At 55.0% G+C, this 25,222-nt stretch carries 21 protein-coding genes; 5 read left to right on the forward strand and 16 right to left on the reverse strand.

Annotated elements, in window-relative coordinates:
* Window positions 1–10: 10 nt before the first annotated feature.
* The 11 genes from ABEA92_RS16760 to ABEA92_RS16810 form a co-directional block, all read right to left on the reverse strand.
* Window positions 11–205 (reverse strand): hypothetical protein, encoded by a 195-nt coding sequence (locus ABEA92_RS16760; RefSeq protein ID WP_345684989.1) that lies wholly within the window; start codon window positions 203–205, stop codon window positions 11–13.
* 57 nt (window positions 206–262) lie between these two features.
* A complete protein-coding gene (locus ABEA92_RS16765; RefSeq protein WP_345684990.1) occupies window positions 263–1,468 on the reverse strand; it encodes a DUF1559 family PulG-like putative transporter in 1,206 nt (401 codons plus the stop codon).
* 457 nt (window positions 1,469–1,925) lie between these two features.
* Window positions 1,926–3,719 (reverse strand): alpha-L-fucosidase, encoded by a 1,794-nt coding sequence (locus ABEA92_RS16770; RefSeq protein WP_345684991.1) that lies wholly within the window; start codon window positions 3,717–3,719, stop codon window positions 1,926–1,928.
* Window positions 3,720–3,823: 104 nt separating this feature from the next.
* Window positions 3,824–4,030 (reverse strand): hypothetical protein, encoded by a 207-nt coding sequence (locus tag ABEA92_RS16775; protein ID WP_345684992.1) that lies wholly within the window; start codon window positions 4,028–4,030, stop codon window positions 3,824–3,826.
* A gap of 18 nt (window positions 4,031–4,048) precedes the next feature.
* A complete protein-coding gene (locus tag ABEA92_RS16780) occupies window positions 4,049–5,545 on the reverse strand; it encodes a sulfatase family protein (protein WP_345684993.1) in 1,497 nt (498 codons plus the stop codon).
* Between the two features lie 25 nt (window positions 5,546–5,570).
* Window positions 5,571–5,702: a hypothetical protein gene (locus tag ABEA92_RS16785; RefSeq protein ID WP_345684994.1), complete on the reverse strand. Its 132-nt coding sequence runs from the start codon at window positions 5,700–5,702 to the stop codon at window positions 5,571–5,573.
* Between the two features lie 22 nt (window positions 5,703–5,724).
* Window positions 5,725–7,236, reverse strand: coding sequence for a sulfatase family protein (locus ABEA92_RS16790; RefSeq protein WP_345684995.1), 1,512 nt, complete (start codon window positions 7,234–7,236; stop codon window positions 5,725–5,727).
* Window positions 7,237–7,302: 66 nt separating this feature from the next.
* The gene (locus ABEA92_RS16795; protein ID WP_345684996.1) at window positions 7,303–8,742 is read right to left on the reverse strand and encodes a sulfatase family protein; all 1,440 of its coding nucleotides are present in this window, start codon (window positions 8,740–8,742) and stop codon (window positions 7,303–7,305) included.
* 160 nt (window positions 8,743–8,902) lie between these two features.
* Window positions 8,903–10,264 (reverse strand): sulfatase, encoded by a 1,362-nt coding sequence (locus ABEA92_RS16800; RefSeq protein WP_345684997.1) that lies wholly within the window; start codon window positions 10,262–10,264, stop codon window positions 8,903–8,905.
* 64 nt (window positions 10,265–10,328) lie between these two features.
* Window positions 10,329–11,843, reverse strand: coding sequence for a sulfatase family protein (locus ABEA92_RS16805; protein ID WP_345684998.1), 1,515 nt, complete (start codon window positions 11,841–11,843; stop codon window positions 10,329–10,331).
* A gap of 238 nt (window positions 11,844–12,081) precedes the next feature.
* A complete protein-coding gene (locus ABEA92_RS16810) occupies window positions 12,082–13,011 on the reverse strand; it encodes a hypothetical protein (RefSeq protein WP_345684999.1) in 930 nt (309 codons plus the stop codon).
* A 454-nt stretch (window positions 13,012–13,465) separates the two neighbouring features.
* Here ABEA92_RS16810 and ABEA92_RS16815 point away from each other — a divergent pair, with 454 nt between their 5' ends.
* Window positions 13,466–14,839, forward strand: coding sequence for a sulfatase family protein (locus ABEA92_RS16815; protein WP_345685000.1), 1,374 nt, complete (start codon window positions 13,466–13,468; stop codon window positions 14,837–14,839).
* A 125-nt stretch (window positions 14,840–14,964) separates the two neighbouring features.
* Here ABEA92_RS16815 and ABEA92_RS16820 read toward each other — a convergent pair whose 3' ends face one another.
* From ABEA92_RS16820 to ABEA92_RS16840, 5 genes are all read right to left on the reverse strand, one after another.
* Entirely contained in the window at window positions 14,965–15,318 is a 354-nt protein-coding gene (locus ABEA92_RS16820; RefSeq protein WP_345685108.1) for an SPW repeat domain-containing protein, read from the reverse strand.
* Entirely contained in the window at window positions 15,318–16,025 is a 708-nt protein-coding gene (locus ABEA92_RS16825; protein ID WP_345685001.1) for a vitamin K epoxide reductase family protein, read from the reverse strand. Before ABEA92_RS16825 ends, ABEA92_RS16820 begins: the two co-directional genes overlap by 1 nt.
* Before the next feature lie 51 nt (window positions 16,026–16,076).
* Complete coding sequence (locus tag ABEA92_RS16830) at window positions 16,077–17,135, reverse strand: NAD-dependent epimerase/dehydratase family protein (protein WP_345685002.1); 1,059 nt, start codon at window positions 17,133–17,135, stop codon at window positions 16,077–16,079.
* Between the two features lie 121 nt (window positions 17,136–17,256).
* Window positions 17,257–18,315, reverse strand: coding sequence for a sodium:calcium antiporter (locus ABEA92_RS16835; RefSeq protein WP_345685003.1), 1,059 nt, complete (start codon window positions 18,313–18,315; stop codon window positions 17,257–17,259).
* A 79-nt stretch (window positions 18,316–18,394) separates the two neighbouring features.
* On the reverse strand, window positions 18,395–18,946 hold the full coding sequence (locus ABEA92_RS16840) for a DedA family protein (protein WP_425572452.1): 552 nt from the start codon (window positions 18,944–18,946) through the stop codon (window positions 18,395–18,397).
* Window positions 18,947–19,065: 119 nt separating this feature from the next.
* On the opposite strand from ABEA92_RS16840, the gene ABEA92_RS16845 reads away from it, so the two are divergent.
* The 4 genes from ABEA92_RS16845 to ABEA92_RS16860 all read left to right on the forward strand — a co-directional run bounded on the left by ABEA92_RS16845 (window position 19,066) and on the right by ABEA92_RS16860 (window position 25,077).
* Window positions 19,066–19,878: a ZIP family metal transporter gene (locus tag ABEA92_RS16845; RefSeq protein ID WP_345685005.1), complete on the forward strand. Its 813-nt coding sequence runs from the start codon at window positions 19,066–19,068 to the stop codon at window positions 19,876–19,878.
* Between the two features lie 526 nt (window positions 19,879–20,404).
* On the forward strand, window positions 20,405–21,616 hold the full coding sequence (locus tag ABEA92_RS16850; RefSeq protein WP_345685006.1) for a DUF1559 family PulG-like putative transporter: 1,212 nt from the start codon (window positions 20,405–20,407) through the stop codon (window positions 21,614–21,616).
* A 194-nt stretch (window positions 21,617–21,810) separates the two neighbouring features.
* A complete protein-coding gene (locus ABEA92_RS16855) occupies window positions 21,811–22,020 on the forward strand; it encodes a hypothetical protein (RefSeq protein WP_345685007.1) in 210 nt (69 codons plus the stop codon).
* Between the two features lie 6 nt (window positions 22,021–22,026).
* Window positions 22,027–25,077, forward strand: a complete 3,051-nt coding sequence (locus tag ABEA92_RS16860; protein ID WP_345685008.1) for a CRTAC1 family protein — start codon at window positions 22,027–22,029, stop codon at window positions 25,075–25,077.
* The last annotated feature ends 145 nt before the right edge of the window (window positions 25,078–25,222 follow it).

Genomic DNA, 25,222 nt, shown 5'->3' on the forward strand with positions numbered 1-25,222 from the left:
TCCTGAGGACTCACTTCTCGCCCTCGCTATCCTTGACGCCCATGTCGGAGTCGGCGTCTTGCTTGGTCACCTTGGCAAGCTCCGCTTCATAGTCACGGATCGCTTGCGAATCAACGCCAGCGGTCACGGTTCGAGGCCCTTGGTCGCTGCAACCCGCAGCGAACGTCACCAACAGAACTAATATCAACCACGAGAAGTGTTTCATCGGAATGTCTAGCCTAATTAGGAAGGGATCAAACGGCGAACGACGAAATGCCATCGCTTAAAACTCGGCGTTGATGACTTCGCGGTTGGCACGTGTTCCCAATGCCCCCCACAGTCCATAAGGACTTGCCGAACCGGGCGCTTGAGCTCCCGTGCCTCCTAACCAAACATTTCCGGCTTTGGAATCGCCGGCTTCGATCGAATCGGTGACGAATTTCACCGCCCCGTCCCCCATTAAAACGTGGCAACCACCTTGGTGATGACTGGACATCGTGGCGACAAGCGTGGTTCCAAGAGTGTTGTAGGGACCACAGATCTCGCGATTGGGAGACAAAATCGTCATGCAGCCGGAAAACAGCGGGCCTTGGTCTGCCCAGCGGTAACCGCGGCCAAATAGCGTACGCGAGATCATGAAATATTGTGGGTCCCAAAAACGAGGCCGGGTGGCATCGATCAAGGGCTGGCATCGTGATGGATTGTTGCGAATATTCGCCAACGAAATGCCCGGAGCACTGCTGTTGGCAGCCGATTCGGTCACTTGGGCTCGATTGTCATTGTCCCCAAGATCCGTGATGATTTCACCCATCGCAATCGTGTTGGACAGACCATCCAAGCAATCACCGAATCGTGACACGTCAATCGGTTTGAAGAAACCGCGGTGCGCGGCCCGTGCGTCGTCGGTGTTGTTCTTTACCGTTCGCAGATTGTTCCAAGGACCAAAATAGATTTCCCAGGACGAGTCGCCGACGCAGGCGGCATAGTTCGTCCGCCCCAACGCAGGCAGCCCAAACCCGGGATCGCTGGGACAGCGATAGCCCGAGATCTCGGTTGTCCAGGGAATGTACTGGATGTCATCCGGAGTAGGTCCCATCGCTGGCCAAACAGGCGATTGGACCGCACCGTCGGTGCGTTCGGTGCTAGGGTTGGAAATTTTCTCCCACAACGCCTGCTGTTCGAGAAACGGCAGCGACGGCACCAACATGCTCAAGCGAATTCGGTTGCCAAGCGTGGACGGGCTGAAATAGTTCGAAGCGGTTCCCGGCTGCGTCCCCGTGCCGTGCGTCGGCACTTGGTTGTACGCCGCATGGTAGTTGTGGATTGCCAGCCCGATCTGCTTGAAATTGTTGCTGCAGCTCATCCGCCGTGCTGCTTCGCGTGCCGCTTGGACCGCCGGCAAAAGCAGTCCAACTAAGACACCAATGATTGCGATGACCACCAGGAGTTCAACGAGTGTGAACCCGGAGCGCTTTCGTGTGAAAGACATTGTGCTACCCTAAAGAAAAGTTATGAAAATCAATAACAAATGGGCGCTTTGCTTGACGCTACAGTGGCGTCAACGAGGCATGAAGTTCCCCAAGACCGAATAATCATAGAGTCCATCCCTATGGGGGTAGTAAGATTTTGCGACGCGGCAATAACGTTTTGCGACACCTCGAGGTGCTGGAGCGGCTTTGAGGATCTCGCCGAGGGGAAGTCCGAATCTCAAGGAGGAAATCCGAAATTCGGAGAAGGGAATACGGCCGCCAATCCGCGGGACGTCCGCAGTGGACGATCCCGCATTTTTTAGGCTGGCCATTGCTGCCGTCGGCAACGGCAATGACATCAGCCCCGCGAGCTATCGGGCCCGCGATCTAATAGGCCTGCGAGCTAATAGGCCTGCGAGCTAACGGGGCCCGCGACTCATCCGATCGGCGGCGTGCGGTCCGTTCGAGCGTGACTTGCTATTGGTGAATCGGAGTGAACGTGATTGACTTCAAGCTTCCGGTTTTCACGTTGCCGTCCAGACACGATGCCGAGACGGTGTAGCGGCCAGCCTTCGGAAAGTTCAGCCAACCGATCGGGAAATTTTGGTAGATGTGCGATGCATTTTGCTGGTTCTGGATCGACTGGCCACCTTCGACCGTAACGCCCCAAACCAATCGTCCTTCGCCGGCATAGCTCAGTGCGACTTGATAGTCCCCTGGGACGACCACGTCGATTTCCCAGCTTGCTTTGCCGGTGGTTTCCTCGTCGCCGGTTGGCCAATCGGTGACCTCGATCACATGTTTCCACTCGCCGAATTTTTCCATCCAGCGTTTGTCGTTCTGGGTGGCGCCGGATACCGAGGCAAATTCGGCTAGGATCTCCGTTGCGACTTCGGGATCGAGGCCCCAGGTCGGATCGGCCTCAGGCTCGCCCGCCAAATCCAGTTCGATCACCGAGACGAGGTCCTCCGGAGCACATTGGGGGAGCGAAAAGCGAGTCCAGGTGCCGACCGATTCGAATTCAACCGGATTCGCATCATCGCCAGCGAGCAATTTGGCCGAGCGGATCTCGGTTTGTAACCCAGGCAAATACAGCTGGCCGCTCGCAGGCCACTTGAACACCGACAAAAACATGCGGTTGCCCTTCACGGTGACGTCGCCCCACGGCAGTGCATGTTGCCATGGCGAGGCTTCGGTCGCGTACACCACCTGAGGATGACGCTTGATCCAATCGCCGGAACTTCGCAGCGAGGCCGCCGCACGCTCAGGAACCGAGCCGTCGCCGCGTGGGCCGATGTTCAACATGTACGTTCCACCGCGAGCCACACATGCGATCAGCCGATGCAGGATTTCTTCGGGCGTTTTCCAGTTCTCGTCGTACCAAGCATAGCCCCACGAATCATTGGTCGTGTCGACGGCTTCCCAAAGCCCTTCGACGTTGCGGTGAGGCACTTCCATATCGCCCAAGGATTGGTAATCCCCTAGGTTGTGACCGGCGCGCCCAGAGACCAACGCCTTAGGTTGATTTTCTCGTACGACATCGACCAATTCTTGGACGTATTTCTTGGGCATGTTTCCAGGGGTATCGAACCAGACCAATACGATCGGGCCGTACTCGCTGGTGATCTCTTTGACTTGCGGCAAACATTTCTTTTGAAAGTAATCGTCAAAGGTGGCTGGGTTTCCCTGAGAATCTTGCTTAGGACCATTGCCGCCGCCGGGGAACGTCCAATCTTGGTTGTGCGAGTAATAGAAACCAAATCCGAGCCCCTGTTTTTGGCATGCTTCGGCCAATTCTTTCATCGGGTCCAATTTGATCGGCGATGCATCGCCAATGTTGAACTTGTTGGCTTTGGAATGATACATCGCAAAGCCATCATGATGCTTCGCAGTGATGATGATGTATTTCATTCCTGCGTCCTTGGCGAGCTGAGCGATTGCCATCGCATCGAACTTGACCGGATTGAATGTTTTCGCCAATTCGCGGTATCGCGGGATCGGAATTCCCGCCATACGTGGATTCATGATCCATTCGCCGATACCGTAATAGGTTTTGCCATCGACCTTGTTGGCCAATTGCGAGTAGATCCCCCAGTGGATGAACATCGCGTAATTGCCATCGGCAAAAAGTTGCCCCCGCTCTGCATCATCGGCGCGAAGTTTGACGATCGACTCGCCCCACATCTTGTCCATCTCTTGTGATTTCGCAGGCGAAGTATGCATCAGTGTGAATACCGTCATCAGACAGCAAATCGTGTTCTTTAAGATCATTCAATCAGCTCTTGGGGAGGCGTTTGGTGTCGATTCGAACTGCTGCGTCTGCGTCACCTGTACCACGATTTGTGGAGTCTTGCGCAGCCGTAACTCGAAAAAGGTTACCTGCTGACGCCACCGTTTCGTATCGTGTATTCACAGGATACGGCCTCTGGGAAGCAAAGCCGGGCTCGAACGCCACTGCCGATTTGGTGTTCGACGATCCCGCCAATCGCGGCTTGATGACAAACGATTGTCGACGCCGCGTCCCCCGTCGCTAGCGATGCCAGCGTCGCAATCGAACAAAACGAACGACGGGAATCGGTCATGCGAAAAAACGTGCGTTTCTAGTTGCGAAATTGATCGTATTCAGGGTTGACGTCAGCGTTCTTGAATACGGGTTTGTCTTTCCACAATTCGTAGGTCGCCTTTAATTGGATCACCGATTCAGGATATTGGCCTTGATCGTTGGTCTCTTCGATCCACTTGTCCAGAACATCACGGTGTTTGCGAAGGGCTTCGGCGTACTGAGGATCACCGGCTAGATTATTGATCTGATGCGGATCGTTGGCCATGTCGTACAATTCCTCCGATGGGCGGACGCCAAACCAATGTTGCTCTTGATAGTCATTTAGTTGGCCTGCTTGATGCAGCCGTTTGAGATCAAGAACGTCTTTCTTTTGATCGCGATATTGCGCCTGCAACATCGGCCGCTCGGGATAGAAATTGCGGATGTAGCGCAGTTGATCCGAGCGGACCGTGCGAATGCGGTCGATCGTGTAATCGCAGCGATCACGAGCCGAAATCACATATTCGACCGGTTTGTATTCGCTGCTAAACAGATCCTGGCCGTCAAGATAATCGGGCAGCGAAACACCCGCCATCGCCAACGTGGTCGCCGGAATATCGAGTGCCGTGATGATTTCGTTGCGGACCGTACCCGCTTTCAGCGCCGGATGCTTGCCCTTGATCACAAGCGGAACATGGACGCCGCCTTCGTAACAGAATTGCTTGTGGCGAAGGGAATGGTTGCTGCCGTGATCGGAAAAGAAGAACACAATCGTGTTTTCCATTTCACCATCAGCCTGCAACTGATCGAGGATCGCTTCGACCCGAGCATCCGCACCGCGAGCGGCGTTGTAGTGCATCGTCCACGACTTGCGAAGCGCCGGGGTGTCTGGGAAATACGGTGGCAGCGGAACATCATCGTCCGCCAATACCTCTCCTTTGCGAGTGTATTTCGTGTTCGCCTTGCCGCCCTTGATTTCGATTTGACCGAACCACGGTTGGGATTTGTCTTGGCGAGCGTTCCAAGTGTCTTGGGTGATCGACATTGTATGGCGGGCTGTGTTTCCCTGCCATCCGTTCATGCCGGCTTTGTAATCGTCTTTACTGCCGACGCTGTACAAGGCTCGACGATCGTAGTGGAAATTGTAGTCGTCTTTACCGCTGTTGAATGTGAAGTAGCCCGCTGCACGCATCAATTCCGGGATCGTCTTCATCCCTTCAGGAAGATGAATCTGAGTATCCGGCGGAACGATTTGTCCATCGGTGGTTCGTCCGGACCGGTGTTGGTGCGTTCCGGTCGTCGTCTGCATCACTCCGGTGATCATGGCCGAGCGGCACGCGGAACAAACTGGTGCCGGCACATACGCGCGTTTGAATAACACTCCATCGGCGGCCAATTGATCAATCGCTGGCGTATGTCCCGCATTGATCGGATCGTCATAGCATCCCATGAATGGTGATAGGTCTTCGGAGAAGATCCAAAGGATATTGGGCCGCTCGCTGGTTGCTTGCGCCTCTGCGGACACGGGTAACAGCCCCGTAAACAGGCCGCTCATCACGAGGAGTAGTAAGGCAAGCTTTCTAAACAAGTTTTTGGCTGCCGTTGCCGATCGCGGTGCACAGCCAGTGCCGGTTCGTCGTCGATAATCGTGTTTCATCAAGTCGTGCTCGCAGATAGGAATGCGGAATTTGTGGCGGCGAATCCAATTTCATCGGATGATTCAGCGTCAAAGGTTTACTTGCCTTCGGCGGCCCATTTTTTCATGATCGCAATGTTGTCCTGGACTTCCTTCAAGTGAGCCGGATCAAATTTGGGCAATGCAAGCCGGTCGGTGTAGACCTTCATATCGCTGTCGTACATCTTGGCTGATTCGGGTTGGCGTCCTTGGTCGCCGGTCTCTTCCATCCATCGGTCCAAACGATCACGCAGCGTTTTCAGCTTGTTTGCGTACGCCGGATCGCCTGCCAAATTATGAATCTCGTGAGGATCGCTTTTGACGTCGTAAAGTTCTTCGGCGGGCCGTACGTCGCGAAAGATCAATTCTTGCACTTCGTTTAACTTGCCCGCAGCGTGATATTCACGCAGCGCGATCAAAATTGCCTTGGCATCTTTGTACGCGCAAGGCTGCAAATAGGGACGGTTTGGTAGAAAGTTGCGGATGTATTTGAATTCGTTGGTTCGCACCGATCGCATGTGGTCGACCGTTTCGTCACAGCGGTCGCGAGCGGCGAAAACCGCCTCACGCGGCTCGTAGTCACTTGCCAAGATATCCTTGGCTTGCATGGAACTCGGGATGTCAATTCCCGCCGCCGCCAGCGAAAGTGCCGCGATGTCAATATGCTCGACCACATCATCGCGGACCGTTTCCGGTTCAACGCCCGGACCCGCAATCACCAACGGCACGTGCAGTCCTTCGTCGTACATGAATTGTTTGCCACGAGCGTGGCTGATGCCATGATCGGTCATGAACAGCACCAAGGTGTTCTCGAGCACGCCTTCGCGCCGGAGTCGATCAAGCACTTCGCCCACCATCGCATCGGTCAAGCGAACCGAATCCAGATAGGCAGTCCAGTCTCGCAAAATATCGGGATGATCAGGGTAATATGGCGGCAACGTGACAGCATCGATGCCCGTGCTGTTGCCAAATTCTTTTTTGGCTTGCCGAGCGATCTTGTCCCATCCGCTTGCGTCCTTGCCTCGCAGTTTGCCGCCCGCGGTTTGAATTTGAGCAAAGAACGGCTGCCCCGGTTTGCGGTCTTGCCAATCGTTGCTGTCGTAGACCGATTCGTCCCACTGGAAATTGTAGTCGGTTTTGCCCAGCTTGCCGTTCAGTGGCCAACCGGTGATCGAGGTGTGGTAACCCGCGTCTTGGAAAAGCTTGGGAACCAGCGTGACGTTTTGAGGTAACTCGATTTTTTCAGTCCCACGTCCGCTGCGATGATGATGCGCCCCAATGCTGGTTTGATACATCCCGGTGATAAATGCCGATCGACACGTCGAACATACCGGCGCGGTAACATACGCGTTGGTAAACTTGACGCCGCGACGGGCAAGCTGGTCGACGTTAGGAGTCTCGATCGCGGTTTCGCCATAGCACGAAAAGTTCGCGGACATATCGTCTGGAATGATCCAAACAATGTTGGGCCTCGAATCGGCACGTTGCAATTTGCTTGGTTCGTCGCCGTAGAGCGTGATGGTCAGCAACAGCAGAAGTGGAAGGATCGGAAGGAGCGTGCGGGGTTTCATGATTCGTGTAGTGGCTGTTTTTGGGGGGGCGTACGAAATGAATTTGTGACAAGGGGTTGCCCAGGGTCAGTCGTTGGGATCCACGATGTCTTTCCAGTCAGGATAGATGGGCCGCTGCTTCGCTTGGGGGCCAGCTTTTTTCGGGGGTGCGGGCGGCGCGGATTGCAGCACGGTGTGAAGTTTGTCTTTCGTGGATGCCGCCTGCGAATCGAGCGACTCCGCTGACAAGTCATTCGCCTCTAACAAATCAGTCGGCACCCGATAGAAGCTACCGTCACGATACAGTTTGTACGTTTCGTTGCGAACGTATTGCGAGCCGGGGAATTTGCCCCAGTACGGCTGGTAGTGACAGAGCACCCAGTCGCGTGGATTGCCGGTTTTGCCCTGCAATTGCGGCAGGAAACTGCGTCCGTCTACGGGATCGTCGCTGCCGAGTTGGACGCCTGCGGCTTCGGCCAGCGTGGCGTAGAAATCGGTAAAGTCGACGAGGTCATCCAGCACCACGCCCTCCGGTGTATGCCCTTTCCAGTATGCCACCAGCGGGACGTGTGTCCCCATATCCTTGGTGCCACCTTTGCCGCCGCGAATCGCTTGCCCGTTCCAACGCGAGGTAATCGACTGGTTGGTGCCGTTGTCCGCAGTGAACAGGAACAGCGTATTGTCGAGTTGCCCGGCCGCTTCGACCTGCTTGACCAGCTTGCCGACGATCTTGTCCAAGTAGTGGACCATTGCGACAAAGTTGGCCTTTTGGGCGTCCGCGTTTTTCGGAGCCTTGTTCGCATCGTGAGTCCGCGGTGAATCCCCGATCGTATCCGGAGTGGCGACAAACGGATTGTGGACCAACACCGTGGGGTAATAAACGAAGAACGGCTGTTCTTTGTTCCGCTGGATAAAGTCGCACAGGAAGTCCGACATGATGTCGGGACCGTATTGCTCGTGATTATCCCGTTTGCTCAAAAATTTGCCGTTTTGTTCCAGCGGCGGACTCCAGAACCGTTCGCCACCTTGTTTTCCGCCCTTCGCCGCAGTCAGTTGCCACAAGCAATACTCGTCGAACCCAGCCTTGATTGGCCGTGTGTTGTCGTCGTGCCCGACGGCGCCATGATACAACCCATTGAGTTGCCACTTGCCTGCGATCGCGGTCTTGTAACCCGCCGACTGCATCATTTGAGCAAACGTTTTCTGCTGCGGATCCAGATAACCGAAATGGGTGTAGTTGCGAAAGTTGTATTTGCCCGTCATCAACTTCACTCGTGACGGCGTGCAAAGCGGAGTCGAATAGCAGTGGTCAAAACGGATGCCCTTGGACGCCAACGCGTCGATGTTTGGCGTGGAGTAGTCGTCGGCGCCGTAGCATCCAAAACACTCCCAGCTGACGTCATCGGCCATGATCAAAATCACATTGGGCGGCCGCTCGGTGTTTGTTTCGACTGCTTGCGTTTGTGGACACGCTAGAAGCACAACCGCAAGCAACAGTAGCGATCGCAATGGATGGTTGGTTGTCATTTTATCTTGTCGCCTTAAATATCATTGGTTCGAGTTACCAGTGTCGCTGATCGCTCCGCGATCATAGCGTTCATTGAAGTCGCGTTCCTTGCGGAGTGAAGATGTTTTGGTGAGGAGGGCGATTTTTTTCTATGGATCGCGGAGCGGTCAACGACGGTGGCTATTGTATTCCCGAATACTTTTGCACATTCATCTTTCGCTCCCACGCAGCCAATTTTTGTACGAACTCTCGCGTTTTCTCGGGATGAGTTTCTGACAGATCTCGCTGTTCGCCAATGTCATTGGCGATGTTGTAGAGCTTCACCGTGCCGCTGCGGTAGGCGAGCAGTTTCCAGTCGCCCAGTCGCACCGAGGCATACAAGTCTTCGTAGGCACGGTAGCCAAAAATCGGTTCGTCTCGCGCGAGCGTACTGTTGTTTCGGATCGTCGAGACCAGCGACACACCGTCAAGGTCTTTGTACTTCGACGGATCGCCGCCGGCGATTTCGAGGAGCGTCGGAAACAGGTCGGTCGATTGAACGATGCTGTTGTTTTCCGAGCCCGTTTTGGTAATGCCCGGCCAGTGGAAGACGAACGGTACGCGTGCACCACCCTCGTACAGCGTGTCGACTTTCTTGCCGCCATGAAACGGTGGATTATCAAACGCACCCCCCTGGTCCGATAACAAAATCACGATCGTATCGTTTTCGATTCCCTTGGCCTTGATGGCATCGCGGACGCGGCCCACCGATTCGTCGAGTGCTTTGACCATCGCGGCATAGTGTGCGTAGGGGCCTGTTAAACCTTTCGCTTGAAAATGTTTGACCAGGTCTTCGCGTCCGTCGTGAGGTCCATGCACGGTGTAATACCACAGCGACAACATGAACGGTTTGGCTTTGTCATAGCTCTTAATAAACTGAACCGATTCGTCGGTCAATTTGTCCGTCAGATATCGTTCCTTTTCGTCAACCAAAACATCCGAGTTGACAAAGTAAGGTGGGTGATACGACTTTGGATGTCCCCAGTTCGAGGTGCCGATCTGCTCGTCGAATCCTTGTTTGACCGGATGGTATTCCTCGTGCCCGAGATGCCACTTTCCGATAAATTGGTTGTAGTAGCCGAGTTCGCCAAGTGCTTCGGCATAAGTCGTCTCCTCGAGCGGCAACCAATTGCGGCAAGGAAACTGGGCCGGATCCGTCTCCAGCCAATTGAACTCCGTTTCGGTGCGGCCAAACTTGTCGAAATCGGCGTGCTTGGGGCCGGTCGGAATATGACGCACCAAGTCGAGTCGCACTGGATGTTTCCCCGTCAACAGCGTGCCGCGACTGGGACTGCATGTCGGACACGCGATATAGGCTTGGCGAAAATCGAGTCCTTCGTGAACCAGTTGATCAATGTTTGGCGTTTCAAACACAGGATTGCGACACCCCATATCGGCCCAACCATAATCGTCGACAAACAGCAAAACGATATTGGGTTGTTTGGGGATCGTCGTGATCTCCGCATCGGCCGCAGTCACCTTCGTGCAAGGTAGAACAGCCAACAGAAGAACAAACGCGGTCGTCATCTTGATCATGGAGTCTGCCGTGGATTTAAGGGGACGAAGCTTAATACTTTCCGTTCGTGCCAAACATCTCTTTTTTCGATGGACGCGGACGAACGCGAACGCTGTGGTCGGGTTCCCCCGTCACGCGATCGAATTCGTCGGGAGTGCGACGCGATGGTAAGTAGTCGGACGTTTCTTCGCTCCACGTTTGCAAGGCCTGCGTTAATCGTTTGCGAACCGATTGGTAGGCAGGATCGTCGATGACGTTGTTCAATTCGCCCGGGTCTCGCATCAGGTCATACAATTCCCACTGCGGACGAGGCGACACGAAACACGTTTGTTGCTGCTTGGTCAGCTTGCCCTCTTTTTGTAGTCGCAGCATCGCTTGCCACGAGAGTCCGCGACCGGCATCCGCCGATGGCGTTGCAGGCAGGTCGACATAGTCATTGCGAATCAGTTTGAAATGTTGATCCATGACACAGCGAGCGTGATCTTCGTAGTCATGCCAGTGGTCTTCGGCAAAGGCGTATTGTCGAGACTCGGTCATCGGGTCGCGTAGGACCGGTGCAAAGCTGTGTCCTTCGATCTGCATGCCGTGGATCGTGTCCTTGTCGATCCCCGCGAGCTCCAGGAAAGTGGGAGCGATATCGATCGCACTGACCAGCGAGTTCGTGGTCACCCCGCCGCGAACCTGGTCGGGCCAGCGGACAATCCAAGGGGTGCGAATGCCACCGTCGTAGAGCGTGGTTTTGTCGCGTGGAAAGGGACGTCCGTTGTCGCTGATGAACAAGATCAAGGTGTTTTCGCTGACGTTTTGTTGTTCCAGCTTGCTCATGACTTTGCCGACGTAGGTATCAAGCCGACCGATTTCGTCGTAATACAGCCGCAAATCTTCACGGACGTCCGGGGTGTCTGGTAAGTGCGGCGGAACGATCACATCAGCATGACGGTGCGGCGGATCCAACGCACCTTCGCTGTATTCACGGTGCGGATCGAGTGCCGCTAGCCACAGAAAGAACGGCTTGTCACGCGGACGGTCGTCGATTGCACGCTCCCAATCTTCGCAGCCGCTCGGTTGGGCCGCGATCATCTTTACCGGCTCACCCTCGTTGCCCGATGGCAATACAAAACCAGCGGTGGATGCTTCGTAGATGCGATCAAAATGGTCACGCACGGCGTCGCCCAGATGCCATTTGCCCGCCGCCGCCGTGTAGTAGCCGGATTGCTTCAGCGTCGCAGCTATCGTCTTGCTTTCCGGCGGCAGCGGCCAATGCAATTGCTCGGCCCCGGTGTTGTGCGGATATTTGCCCGTCAAGATGCTCGAGCGCGAAGGGCTGCATGAATTGGTTGTTAGGTACGCATGCTCGAACCGGAGTCCCCGGTTGGCAAGTTGGTCGATATGCGGCGTGCGGATCGCAGGGTGCCCGTACGCGCCGCAATCGTCCCAATTCATGTCGTCCGCAATGATCAGCACCAAATTTGGCCGATCGCTCGACTCGGCGGACCACAACGACGAACAAAGACAGAGACATACGACAACGGGACACAATAATCGAAGAATGGAAATCGCTTTCATCAGGGATGCCAGAGTTGGGGAAGTAAAGGCGGGGAAATGCGGGGATAAGTTCAGTAAATAAAATGGCAGCAAACGCGTCGTTTGTCGTTTCTCTAATGTAGTGGAGCTTGCTAAAGCTCCCAAGTCTTCGTAGTGGAGCTCGCTAGAGCTCCCTGGCTTTAAACGCAAGAGGATCTTTAGCAAGATCCACTACGGCAACATCGTCGTCGGTCCAGCATAATCGACTGCTGCTAGTTGGTTATTGATCAAGTACATTTTCAACCCAGTCGCGGACTTGCCTGCGGTAGACGCTTTGCTTGTGCATCCACAGGTCGGTGTGCGGGTGCACCACATTGCCTTCGGGGATCGCAAAGAGTTGGCTGGTGGGAACATCGAGAAAGGTGAAGTGGGCCAATTCGAGATGATCCCCCAGGAATGCGTCACGAGTTTTGCTGGCTTGGGTTCCACAAATTAGCACCGGACGCCCGTCGAGCCGGGCCAGACGTGTTAGGGCCGACGCACGATCGCTGTCGGGGTAGCCCCATGTCTTTTCGCCATCGAAATGATCATGCGTCAAGAAGCCTTTCCAAAGCGAAGCGATCTCGTCGTCGGCGAGCCCAATATAGCTGGTCGCAATCGCCCCACGCGAAAAACCGCAGAGGAGGATGTTGTCGGGATCGCCTCCGAATTCGGCACAGATGCGAGGAAGATTGATTTTGCAGTAGTCGATGGTCGCTTGCGTGTCGCCCCACCACGTGACGGCATTACTTTGTCCTCCTGTCTCAATAGACGGCATACAAACCCAAATAAAGCCTCGGCCGCCGCTGATGCCGTAACCTAAATTGGCATCCCCAACCTCGCCGGTCGAGTTGCAAAGTGGCCACTTGTTTCCGGTGTACTCGACGATCACGGGAAACTTGCCGTCTGGTTTCCAATCCAAAGGCAAGTACAGCGAATGATGCACCTGAGTTCCCTTGTACTCGGTCGCGACCTGACGCACTCGCTTTCCCGGTCCCGGCGAACCCTCGGTCATCGGCGGCGATAGGAGGTCGAAGGTGGTCGATGTATTCACTTCGTTGACGTCGACGCCGGTTGCCCGGGCGTTGGAATGGCGATCGGACTGAGCATCGCACAAAGAAACCGCGAACACGCAAACGAGGACCAGAGCCAAGAGACAACGACGGTTCATGGAAGCAAGCATATTGCGATATTGGGAGGAGCGTCTTTTGCTGCGGGTTCTGCGTGTCCAATCATGCACACGCCAAACTTAGCAGTGAGTCACGAACCTCATGCTAAGGAAGCCCATCGAGACGGTAGCAAGCCGCGATTCGAGCAACGTATTCTAGTTTAGCGGATGAGCCTTTGCAGCATTGGATCGATCATGCCCGGCGGAAGTAGTAGGATGAGAGGACGAGTTTTTCTATCACGATTTCCGTTGATCAGCGTGCATCGATCCCCGTTTTGTCAATTTCGATTACGATTGAGTTGACATTTTCGCTGCAGGCGACATCAGCACTGATAGCGCTCCGTTATGAAAACCCACCTGTTTCGTGCCAAAGGCGATCGCGTTAGCCCCGCGCCACGCCGTCACGAAAATCAAAAGTAAACACGAAGTGACCGTAACAACCACCCCTCAAAGGCTGATGATGACAAATTGGAAAAGTCCTGTATTGGCATTGGCTGTCGTGATCGCGACGGTCGTCGCATTTGCCGGCACGTCGAGACCGATCGCCGCGGCTGATCGCCAGCCGAACATTGTGCTGATCATGGCCGATGATCTCGGCATCGAGGGACTTGGGTGCTACGGCGGACTCAGTTATGCCACGCCCCAACTCGATCAACTTGCCGCCGAAGGACTTCGCTTCTCGCACGCTCATGCTCAGCCGCTTTGTGCGAACACTCGCATGCAGTTGATGACGGGGATGCACAATGATCGCAATTGGATTTGCTTTGGGATCATGGATCCAAGCGAGAAAACGTTTGGTCACTATCTACAGCAAGTCGGCTACAAGACCTGTATCGCGGGCAAGTGGCAGCTGCAAAGTTACGATCCACCGGACTATCCTGGCGCGGAAACTCGCCGTGGTATCGGCATGCACCCCAAAGATTCCGGCTTTGATTCATACGCCTTGTATCATTCGCTGCATACCGAAGACAAAGGTTCGCGATACGCCAACCCCACTTGGCTCGAAGACGGCACGCTAAAACAGGCCGCCGGGCAATACGGGCCGGACCAATGGGTGGATTACATCAACGCGTTCATGGAACGTGAAAAAGCCAACCCATTCTTTGTCTATTACCCGATGGCACTACCCCATTGGCCGATGAATCCGACGCCCGACAGCGCCGATTGGAATGATCCAGAAAAGCGACTTGACGAAGATCCTCGCTATTTCAAAGACATGGTCGAGTATATGGACAAGTGTGTCGGCAAGGTCGTGCAGAAAATTGACGACCTTGGTTTGCGAGAGAACACCTTAATCCTGTTCTACAGTGACAACGGCACGCATCTTTCGATCACCTCGCAAACACAAAATGGGCCTGTCGCCGGAGGCAAGGGATTGCCTACCGATGCGGGAACGCATGTACCGCTGATCGCGAATTGGCCGGGAATGATTCAACCGGGCGTTTCTGATGCGCTAGTCGATTCGACTGACTTTCTTCCGACGATGATGCAGGCGGCCGGGCATCCATTGCCATCGGACCACGATTTGGATGGGATCAGCTTTTATCCAGAATTGGTCGGAGAGGACTCTTCGTCACCACGTCGTCAGTGGATCTATTCGTTTTACGATCCTCGTCCGGGATGGGACAAAGATCATTTCACCCGCCATGTCTCGGCTCGCGATCGACGTTGGCATTTGTACGAAACGGGCCAGCTTTTTGATGTTCAGGAGGACGTGTTAGAGCAGCGTCCGATCACCGCCGAGAACGACACCGCCGAAACCGCGGCGGTACGTAAACGTTTGGCCGCCGTATTGAAATCGCAATCACAGTCGAACAACGACGTGCAGTGATGCCGGATTGTCCGTGGCACCGTGTCCGAACCATCCTTGCAGTGCAGTGCAGTGCTGTGCGATGTGCAGCACTGAAAAACACGTGTTCGTTTTCGCAGTCAATCCGCAATCGGGACGTGTTTACGCTAGGACACCGAGTCTGCCGTGTCGTGCCGCCATGCTCGCGGTGGACGCGAAGCGTAATTGGGAATCAACGCGATCATCAACAAGAACAGGCCTACGACGATGTGGTTTTGGTGAATCGGCGGCGGAGGCAGCACCGCGAGTCGGCCCCATACGATCAACCCCGTGGCTACCGCCAAAGTCAGCAGGTGAGCATGCCGTGTAGGCGGCCAATACGAAAGCCCGGCAAACGTGCTGATCAGTAACGCAATTCCAAAGTCAATCCATAACATCACAGGATCGACCGGAGACTGAAAAACGAACGGGCTGGCCGCAAGCCACACCGCAGTCATGATTTCGATCACGCGTCCCCACATCATGCCACCTCGCGCGAGAGAAGTTTTTCACCAGCCTGATCAAGTTGCTCGGTGCGGGAACCCCAGAACGCTTTCCAGAATAACTTCACGTCGTGATGATCTTGCCAAACAATTTTTAGATACGCGAGTGAAACGCGGACTTCATCCCAAGCCCAGTAGACCAAGATCAGCGAGATTGCTGCGGTGACCAAGCATAGAAAACACCACTCACCGAGCACAAATGCTTGAATCACCACCAACACGACGCTGACGATCCCCAGCGGAATCACGTCAATCCCAAACAGAATCACGAGCCACGGGCGGTATTGCCAACGACGTGGTGATCCGGCAAACCCGAGGACGGCGTCACCGAGATAGGCTAATACGCCGAGCGCGGCGTCGTGAATCCCTAAGATGCGATACATCGACATCGCAGTATCTGATTTAAGCACCCGGTTGCTGCCATCACCGAACACCGGGTCCCATGCACTATCAATCAGCCCCCACTGATAAAGCGATAGATGCGACGAAATGATCGCGGCAACAAACGCCAACAGACAAATCGGAATGCGTTGACTCCACGCCGACGGATTGTGTTTGTAGGGAGGTACTGGCCGATTCAGCGGATCAATGTCCTTGGGGGCAGTACTGCCGCGATCGGTGTTCTCGCGATCAGTGTTTACCCGATCGGTATTTAAGTGGCGGGGGGCCGTGGGCGATTGACTCATCCCTTTATTCCTTTTGCGCGTAGCTTTTCAGTCGAAGCTTGATGAGCGCGTTCATCGCTCTAAACCGTTTTGCTTATACCATTTGTCGGGATCGGCTTTGAGCGCCTCCGTCATCTTCGGCAACGTCATCGAAAGCGAATGCTTCGGTTCCCAGCCGAGCAACTCTTTGGCACGTGAAATATCCAGGGCGTAGTGGTCGTCCGCCATCGCGACCATGAACGGTTTAATGAACGCATCGCCGCCCTGCAGTACGTCACTGACGGCCGCCCCTACTTTGGCAACCGGTTTGGGGATCTCCATCGTCGCCCATTCCTTGCCATGCAATTGTTTGCCAATCAGGTTCTGTAGCGTTTGGTACGACAGCGTTTCTTCTTCGCCAATCAAAATTGCGGTTTTCGGTGCGATCGCATCACGCCGTTCAACAGTGCGGACGATCGCATCAACGGCGTCTTCTAAGTGCACCGCTGCTTGCCCTGCATCGGTATCACCGGGGAAAAAGCGAGCTTGAAAATCCTTTTCGTAGATTCGTTTGATCTGCTGGACAATCGTCGGTTGACGTCCATCGTCGGTGTAGACACCGGCAACACGCAGGAACACCGAGCGAACATTGGGGTGTCCTTCGCGGATCAGCCGTTCGGTTTCAATCTTGCTCTGTGGGTAGGGCCATTTCGCTTTAAGCGGATCGTCCTCACGGATTCTTTCTCCCACTGCACATGGAGCATGCACCAACATGGTGCTGGTGAATAGGAACTGTTCGCACTCGAAATCTTCAAGGGCGTTCAGTAGTCGATCGGTGCCGTTGATGGTGACGGTGTTGTACAGTTCGCTGTCTTCGCCCGAGAAATCGTAGTAGGCCGCCATATGCACCACGCTAGCGAGTTTGCCACCGGTTTTGCCACGGACATTTTGCATGGCGCCTTGAACCGAAGAGTAGTCAGTGATGTCGCACTCGATGTCATGCACGTGCTGGAGTGCTTTGGGGGGCTCAGGCAAACCAACACGGTCGAACCCGAACACTTCATAGCCAGCTTCGGCAAGTCGACGGCACGTGAGGTTACCAAGCAATCCCGAGCTGCCGGTGACAATCACGCATGGTCGTTCGCTAGACATGTTTATTCTCTGAAATGAAGGTCAATCAATTCCTTGTTAAGACAACTCCTTTGACAAGTCGACGCAACTCTCATGCCAACGATTTGGGGGCATGCGTGGTGAGTCGATGACGGTAAGTGAACTACATTGTGTAGAAGACCGCCAATCCAGCGGCGTACGTTGCCAACACCGCAAACGAATCGACTCCCATTCCCAACACCGTCTTGTCGCGTCGCTCAAGGATTCCCCATAGATACAGGCTGGTGACGACGATTCCCAATGCCGCCAAAAAGGCTGCGGACGGCTGCAACGCGTCAAACAGGTTGCCTTCGCGATAAGCCAATTCCGCGGGCAGAAACAACGCGATCTCGAGGCTGTTGGTCCCCAGGATGTTTGCCGCCGCCATGCTGTACGCTCCAAAACGGACCGCAGAATAGGTCGTACTCAGCTCGGGCAAACTCGTTACCAGTGCGACCAACGTGGCACCGACAAAGCTTTGCCCGATCCCTGTCTGCTCAGCGATCATTTCGCCCGATACGGCGACAAAGTAGCCGCCGATCAAGACAACGGCCGAGGCGATGGCAAAGTAGCCGACCAAGCCGCGGGTGGAGACGTCTTGGTATTGGTGTTGATGTGCATCCTTGATGTCGCGAGCCGATTCGGGCGGCTGGGCAATCTCGCCGCGAGGTTCCCAGCGTGGTTTTCCCTCGTAACGGTAGATCACCCACAATGAGGAAACGTAGGCTGCAAACAATAAGATCGGCCACACTCCGACGCCAGCAATTGAGTACAGCTCGCCACTCGTGACGGCGGCCGATGCGAGCGCAATCAATGCGATTAGCATCACGCCGACCATGATCAATGACGATTGCGGTGAAAAGAGAGTGAGTGGGCGACCACGCAGCACAAACGCGTCAATCAACGCCAATACGGCAACCTGCATCACCACGCCTCCAAGCAGGTTGTTGCCTGCTAACTCGGCCGCTCCCGAGTAGGATGCCGTCAACGTCGTTGCCAACTCAGGCAAGCTGGTGGCACCGCCAAGCAGCAAAGCCCCCGCAAACGCTTTTCCTAGTCCCGTGCGGTCCGCAAATAGGTCCACGTACTTGCTGAGCTTGGTGCCCGCCAACCACACAAATAACGCTGCGACCGCAAAAATACCAAAATTGATCGTCAGCGATTGGGACTGCAAATCAAGCATCGAATTCAGCTCAGTTGTGAGTGCAAATAAGTGAATTTTGTTGCGGCAACCGCTTGCTGGCTTTCAGCTTTCGTAACGATCAAGACGTTGTGGCCCGAGCCGACCGCTGCCGCACCACGCGCCAAACCCACCAAGCAAACATCCCTGCGATCACTGCCATGCTGACCCAGCTCAGCGGGGCAGCGAGATCCTTGTAATGATCGCCGAGCCACCATCCGATGCCGGCAAGCAGTGCCGTCCACAGCACGGTGCCGATCGCCGTGAATAACGAAAATCGGCCAATCGGCATCGCTGCAAACCCGGCCGGAACGCTGATCAAGGTGCGAATCCCAGGAATCATCCGACAGACCAATACCGCGACACTTCCCCATTGATCAAACCAATCATCGACCTGATCCAAGTCTCGCCGGGTGATCGTTAACCAAGCACCGTGGCCGTCGATCCAACGGGCCAATCGCTCCTTGCCGATCCAACGGGCGAGCAGATACCAAGCCAACGCCCCCAGGAACGATCCGATGCTGCCGGCCGTGACGACGGCGATAAAAGACACATTTCCTTGGCTTACCGAGTACCCCGCCCACGGCATGACGATTTCCGATGGTATGGGCGGAAAGATATTTTCAGCCAACATCAGGAGCCCTACTCCTGCAGCGCCAAACTGTTCCAAAAATTCAGTGATCCATTTTTCCATACCCAATCTTCACGGCAACCCGCGTGCCAGTGGCACATCATCTGCATCGCGATCGCGAAATGATCACATGGCTAAAAGAATTGGATCCTGTCTACCAAGCGCTTGCCGCGGGCCTATTTACATGGGGGCTCACTGCGTTGGGGGCCGCATTGGTGTTTGGCTTGTTAAAAGTCAATCGCAAACTGCTCGACGCAATGCTTGGGTTTGCAGGCGGCGTGATGCTGGCGGCAAGCTATTGGAGTCTGCTTGCGCCATCGATCGCAGTCGCCGAAGAACAGGGGTGGCCGAGCTGGTTGCCAGCCGCGATCGGTTTTCTGGCGGGGGGCGCCTTCTTATGGGGACTCGACCAACTGCTTCCCCATCTGCATCGTGGGCTGCCGATCGAATCCGCCGAAGGTCCGCGTACCGCGTGGCAGCGCAGCGTGCTGCTGATCATCGCCATCACGCTGCATAACATCCCCGAGGGATTGGCGGTCGGCGTAGCGCTGGGCAGTGCCGCTAGCGGATTGAAAACGGCCAGCCTGGGCAGTGCCGCCGCATTGGCGATCGGTATCGGCTTGCAAAACGTGCCCGAAGGGGTTGCCGTCGCCGTGCCGCTACGGGGCGAAGGGCTAAGCCGAATGAAGGCTTGGATGATCGGTCAAGCCTCGGCTCTGGTTGAACCGGTGGCCGCCGTCATCGGAGCCGCGGTGGTGGTGTTCGCTGCTCCGGTACTGCCGTTTGCGCTCAGCTTCGCCGCCGGTGCGATGGTGTATGTCGTGGTCGAAGAGCTAGTTCCCGAAACACAGCAGCAGGGCAACGACGATTTGGCGACGCTTTGTCTGATGCTTGGGTTCGCGGTGATGATGATCTTGGACGTTGCGCTTGGATAGTCGCTGGAAACGAGACAATCGCTCGAAACACCTCGCTGCGATGTCATCGAAGGCCGGCCTGTTTTTGAAAAACTGAAATTTTCCAAAAAAAAATTGCCTCACGCGAATTGAAAAAACATTTTCTGGAAATGTTAACTATCGGACGCTTCTTGTAATCGGTCGGTCGGACCGTGCGTCTCGATGAGCGGATGGATGCGATATCAATACCAAAAAGAGAGAACAAGATTTCTGTTCTCCGAAACTCAGTGCGGTGCTGAAAGTCGCATAGAGTCCCGTGTTATTTGACGATCGCCGCAGTTGTTCTTAGCATTCGCCTATGACGAGTGCGGATTGGACTCTCCGCATCCTTCATTGTTTTCACTCTTTTCTTGCCTGTTGCCAAATTGTTGTTTTGGGGGTTTTAGGTCACGTTGTTTCGCCAGGATGGCGGCTGCGAATCACGTCCACGTTGGGTTCGAATCATCTCTGGTCGGCAAAACGCGACGCAATCAAGGTCTCTCTTTGTCTTTTTCTCAAAGGTATTTTTATGAAAACGAATCGCCCTCTATCCCCACGTCTCGGTTTCACCTTGGTGGAGTTGCTGGTTGTCATCGCCATCATCGGGGTGCTCGTCGGTTTGTTGCTACCTGCGGTTCAAGCCGCTCGTGAAGCCGCTCGCCGCATGAGCTGCAGCAACAACTTCAAACAACTTGGTTTGGGGATGCATAACTACCACAGCGCCTACAATGCGTTGCCGATTCAGGGGAGTGGGACCGAAGATGCGACCCTCAGCAATTCGTATTGGTGGTCCAACACCAAGAACGCAAGTCAAAATCAGTTGTCTGCTTTGGTGGGGCTGACCCCGTTCATCGAGCAGCAAGCCATCTGGGAAGTGATCAGCAATCCGAACGACTTTAATAAAGATGGCGCGGTTGATTTCCCGGCGATGGGGCCAAGCCCGCAAAACTGGTTGGATTACGTGCCTTACAGCACTGAAATGCCAACGCTTCGTTGTCCCAGCGATCCGGGGACTGGATTGCCCGCGGCGGGACGTACGAACTATGCCATGTGTGGTGGCGATTCGGGACGCTGGATCAACTTTGGAAATCGCAGCGACAATCCTTGGAAACCACTCAACGCGACTCAAGCCGATGAGCAGCGTGCTGCCGATCGCGGTGTCTTTGCATGTTACAAGCAGATGAAGTTTCGTGACATCCTCGATGGTTTGTCCAACACGATTGCAATGGGAGAAATCGCGACCGACCTAGGTGATAAAGACAAGCGAACGATCTCTTACGATCGTCCAAGCTGGAGTTACCCTGGACCTCGTGACAATCCATCCGAGTGTGGTACAGGTGGTTTGGTCGATCCACAGCGTCCTCAGTTCTGGGCTTCCTCGACGCCAACCGATAGTTCCTCTAGCGGTCGCGGTTATCAGTGGTTCAGCCGATTGCCGCTGTACACGATGGTGACCACAATTTTGCCGCCCAACAAAGAGGTTTGTGGTTATGACCGTGGCGTCGACTTGATTGTCTTGCCGCCGTCAAGTCGTCATCAAGGTGGCGTGCATGTGCTGATGGCCGACGGGGCGGTGAAGTTCATCACCGACTCGATCGAAGCAGGTGATTCGACCGCTCCGATGGTTCACCGCTGGGGTAACGCCGCGAACAAGAACCAGCCCGGTGCGCAAAGTCCCTATGGTTTGTGGGGATCGCTGGGCAGTCGTGCCGCGAAAGAAACGATTTCCGCCGAATTCTAAACGGCAACGAATTGGATTCGCATCGGACCTTCCTAGCAGGAGGTTCGATTCGGAGCAGTCCGAACGAACAGGCTTCGTGTGCCGAGTACGCAAATACCGAATGCGCGAAGCCTTTCATTTTCATGATCGATCATTCCACACCGTTATCTCGAAGACACTGTTACTTCAGGATTCTGTAACCACGAAAGCTAACCATGAAACGACTTGCATGCCTTGCCCTGTTGTCCTGTACGTTCTGCTTGAATCTTGGGTGTGGCGAACCCAAGGCCGCCAGCGTTCTAGACGGTGCCAACGAAGCGGAAATCGCCAAGGTCCGCGCCGCGATTGAAGAAGAACAACGCAAGATGGAGAAAGGATTTGCGCAAGGGAATTACGACCAAAGTAAGCCTTTGCCCAAAGAATAATACGTCTTGCTAGATTCTCAGACTGTCGGGATTCATCTCGTTGCGATGCGACGTTGCAGTCCGCTAGTGCTGCTGGTTCTGTGTTCGGTATTGGGTGGTTGCACAGACGCACCACTAGCGGACGCAGACAAATTTGCCGTCGACCCCGTTGCAACTGCGTCGGCGTACAGCCGTTTTTCGCAAGCGGTATCCGAAGCCAAGTGGGCCGACGCGTCACAGTGGTCCAGCGCCGCTTTGATCGAACGACCTGATGATCCCGACGTCTTATTCATGGCAGCTAAGGTCGCCTACCACAATGGCGATCTGCCGTTGTCGACCGAGCTCATGCTGACCGCTTGCGACGTCACGTCCTATGGCGACGATAACCAGGTCCAGCAGACGGTGGTGGCACTGCTTTCGATGGGGCGGCTTTATGCCGCAATCGAACTACTGGAAAACACCACCGGACGGCGTCCCGAACATCACGTCTTTCGCCGTCAACTCGTCGATTTCTATGCGATGGCTGAGCGGCCTGAATTAGCGGATCCCCATCGACGTGTCCTGATCCAACAACGCAAATTTGATCTCAAGTTGTTGCTGGATCTCGCAGCGAAAGGACCGCGAACGCTCGAAGAAGATTCGGTGCAGTTGTTGGTCGAGCGGAATCCCGACGATTTGCGTCCACTGCTGGCGAAAGCGAAACGCCACTTTGATCAACGTCGTGATGAAGACGCCGCTTCGCTGCTCGGTCGCATCATTGCCCGTCACCCCGACTTCGTTCCCGCTCATTTGCTGGCGATTTCGATCGCCGCGCGATCGGGCGACTTTGATGCGGTGATGCGATTGGCAACCCAAATGCCCGAGGACGTTGACTCCGATGTCCGCTACTGGATCGCACTGGGAGACTGGGCCCGTGATCAAAGTCTCGATGAAGTGGCTGTGCGGTGCTACTGGGAGGGAACACGCCGAGATGCAGACGACAGCGAGTGTTGGTTGAAATTGCAAACGAGTTTGCAACGAGTCGATGAGCAACGATCCACGCCTGAGTTGATTGCGGCAAGTAGCGATGTCCAAACACGGGCCCGATTACTGAATCGTCTCGACCAACAACGACGCGAGTTTTTATCCGCACAAGCCGATTCACAGCGTTTGGCAATCGGGATCGCCCAAACGCTTCAACAGCTTGGCCGTCTCTGGGAATGTGAAGCGTGGGCCGCAATAGCATTGACACTGACGCGAGACCCGATCGAATCGGCAGCCGAATATCGCAATTCCGTCGTTGCCACGCTTCGCCGCGACATGCCATGGCAAGTAGTGCAAGGGCATCCCGAGCTGAAGCTTGATTTCAGTCATATGCCTCTGCCGGCGATCGAGCGAAACGCGAATCCGCAAGACCACGCCCTCCTGGTCACAAGTGCCATCAAGCAGAGCGGGCATGCCGATTCAATTTCGTCGTTAAAACTCGTCAATCAGGCGGCCGAGCGTGGAGTGAAGTTCTTTGGCTACACCCAGGAACACCTCGATCGTCCCGGATTCATGTTGCACCATACGCTCGGCTGTGGTGGCGGTACGTTGGACTACGATCTGGATGGCTGGAGCGATGTTTACTTTGCGGCCGCGGGGGGAACGCCGCGGATCGACGATTCTAACAGCAACGCTCTGTTTCGGAATCTCGGTGGTGACTTCCGCGAAACCACCTCGTTGGCTGGCACCGGGGATACCGGGTTTGGCCAAGGGGTTGCCGTGGGGGATGTCAATGAAGATGGTTTTCCTGACATTCTTGTTCTCAACTTTGGTCGCAACGTGCTGTATCTAAACCAAGGCGATGGAACCTTCGAAGACGGAACGGATCACTGGCTTGGAACAAACACTGAAACCGCGTGGTCCACAAGCGGCGCGATCGTCGATTTTAATACGGATGGGTTGGCGGATTTGGTGTATCTGAATTATTGCAAGGGCGAGCAATTGACGACTCATCGCTGCTTTGCGAAGCAATTGGATGCAGCACCCTCCTGTTCGCCAATGGCATTTCCGGCGGACGCTGACGTGTTTCGGATTGGTGACGCCGCTGGGCATTTTCAACCGCAATCTGAAAACATCGCAGCGGAACCCGACATCATCGGGCGTGGTTTGGGGATCGTTGCCGGTGCGCTGGACGATAACGCAGGCATCGATCTGTTTGTTGCGAATGACATGACGAACAACCACTACTGGTCGACGTCATTCGCTGCCGACACCGACGATCGGCTACGTGATTTTGCGTTGACGCGTGGCTTGGCCGGCGATGCTCGAGGTGCGGCGCAGGGATCCATGGGGATTGCCGTAGGCGACGTCGATCGCGATGGGCGATTCGATCTGTTTGTCACCAATTTCACAGACGAGTCCAACGTGCTGCATCGTGGCACGGGCCATCACGCGTGGGTCGACGATACCCATCGTTTCGGACTCGCATCAAGCTCGTTTCCGTTGGTGGCATTCGGAACGCAGATGGTCGATTTGGACAACGATAGCCGTCATGAAATTGTCGTAACCAACGGACACGTTCAAATCTTGTCTCCGAGTGGTGTTCGCGCCGACTATGAACAACCCTTCCAACTTTACGAGCAGAACGTCAAAGGCCGTTACGAATTGGTTTCTCCGAGGATGCAAGGAGATTATGTGAATTCATTGCATGTGGGACGAGCGTTGTGGACCATCGACGCGGATCGAGACGGGATGACCGATCTATTCGTAACACATCAAACCGAGCCGGTTGCATTGCTGATGAATCATTCTGCAGCAGGCCGGTCGTGGATCGAATTTCAATTGGTGGGGACATCGAGTTCACGGGACGCGATTGGAGCCGTCGTCGAGCTTCAATGTGGCGACGACGTGTGGACACAACCGCTCACCTCGGGCGATGGCTATCTTTGCAGCAACGAACGTCGGTTGCGTTTCGGTTTGAAGGATTCGAAACCATCCGGCTGCTCGGTGACGATCCGTTGGCCAAGCGGCAACGTGGATTCCTACGACGATTTGACTCCCAATCGGCGTTGGTTGATCGCGGAATCGCAAGGGATCACCCAGCTCGACCATTGAGTCGCATCCGAGCGAATCGGCCTACCCATCACTCTTCGCCTGCTACACACCTTCTGGACGTTCGTTTCTTTTCCAGCAAACCACGTTTTCCAATCGTTTTCGCTGGCTTTGGCGGTTTGGTGGTCTGATACGCCATTGCAACGCT

This window comes from Novipirellula caenicola (genome assembly GCF_039545035.1).
Classification (GTDB): Bacteria; Planctomycetota; Planctomycetia; order Pirellulales; family Pirellulaceae; genus Novipirellula; species Novipirellula caenicola.

What these genes read in the sequence shown, in the direction of transcription:
- ABEA92_RS16760 (WP_345684989.1), bottom strand. Translation starts at nt 205, where the DNA reads ATGAAACACTTCTCGTGGTTGATATTAGTTCTGTTGGTGACGTTCGCT.
- ABEA92_RS16785 (WP_345684994.1), bottom strand. Translation starts at nt 5,702, where the DNA reads ATGAAATTGGATTCGCCGCCACAAATTCCGCATTCCTATCTGCGAGCA.
- ABEA92_RS16815 (WP_345685000.1), top strand. Translation starts at nt 13,466, where the DNA reads ATGATGACAAATTGGAAAAGTCCTGTATTGGCATTGGCTGTCGTGATC.
- ABEA92_RS16825 (WP_345685001.1), bottom strand. Translation starts at nt 16,025, where the DNA reads ATGAGTCAATCGCCCACGGCCCCCCGCCACTTAAATACCGATCGGGTA.
- ABEA92_RS16830 (WP_345685002.1), bottom strand. Translation starts at nt 17,135, where the DNA reads ATGTCTAGCGAACGACCATGCGTGATTGTCACCGGCAGCTCGGGATTG.
- ABEA92_RS16855 (WP_345685007.1), top strand. Translation starts at nt 21,811, where the DNA reads ATGAAACGACTTGCATGCCTTGCCCTGTTGTCCTGTACGTTCTGCTTG.
- ABEA92_RS16810 (WP_345684999.1), bottom strand. Translation starts at nt 13,011, where the DNA reads ATGAACCGTCGTTGTCTCTTGGCTCTGGTCCTCGTTTGCGTGTTCGCG.
- ABEA92_RS16850 (WP_345685006.1), top strand. Translation starts at nt 20,405, where the DNA reads ATGAAAACGAATCGCCCTCTATCCCCACGTCTCGGTTTCACCTTGGTG.
- ABEA92_RS16845 (WP_345685005.1), top strand. Translation starts at nt 19,066, where the DNA reads ATGATCACATGGCTAAAAGAATTGGATCCTGTCTACCAAGCGCTTGCC.
- ABEA92_RS16780 (WP_345684993.1), bottom strand. Translation starts at nt 5,545, where the DNA reads ATGAGCGGCCTGTTTACGGGGCTGTTACCCGTGTCCGCAGAGGCGCAA.
- ABEA92_RS16820 (WP_345685108.1), bottom strand. Translation starts at nt 15,318, where the DNA reads ATGTGGGGACGCGTGATCGAAATCATGACTGCGGTGTGGCTTGCGGCC.
- ABEA92_RS16765 (WP_345684990.1), bottom strand. Translation starts at nt 1,468, where the DNA reads ATGTCTTTCACACGAAAGCGCTCCGGGTTCACACTCGTTGAACTCCTG.
- ABEA92_RS16835 (WP_345685003.1), bottom strand. Translation starts at nt 18,315, where the DNA reads ATGCTTGATTTGCAGTCCCAATCGCTGACGATCAATTTTGGTATTTTT.
- ABEA92_RS16840 (WP_425572452.1), bottom strand. Translation starts at nt 18,946, where the DNA reads ATGTTGGCTGAAAATATCTTTCCGCCCATACCATCGGAAATCGTCATG.
- ABEA92_RS16775 (WP_345684992.1), bottom strand. Translation starts at nt 4,030, where the DNA reads ATGACCGATTCCCGTCGTTCGTTTTGTTCGATTGCGACGCTGGCATCG.
- ABEA92_RS16795 (WP_345684996.1), bottom strand. Translation starts at nt 8,742, where the DNA reads ATGACAACCAACCATCCATTGCGATCGCTACTGTTGCTTGCGGTTGTG.
- ABEA92_RS16805 (WP_345684998.1), bottom strand. Translation starts at nt 11,843, where the DNA reads ATGAAAGCGATTTCCATTCTTCGATTATTGTGTCCCGTTGTCGTATGT.
- ABEA92_RS16790 (WP_345684995.1), bottom strand. Translation starts at nt 7,236, where the DNA reads ATGAAACCCCGCACGCTCCTTCCGATCCTTCCACTTCTGCTGTTGCTG.
- ABEA92_RS16770 (WP_345684991.1), bottom strand. Translation starts at nt 3,719, where the DNA reads ATGATCTTAAAGAACACGATTTGCTGTCTGATGACGGTATTCACACTG.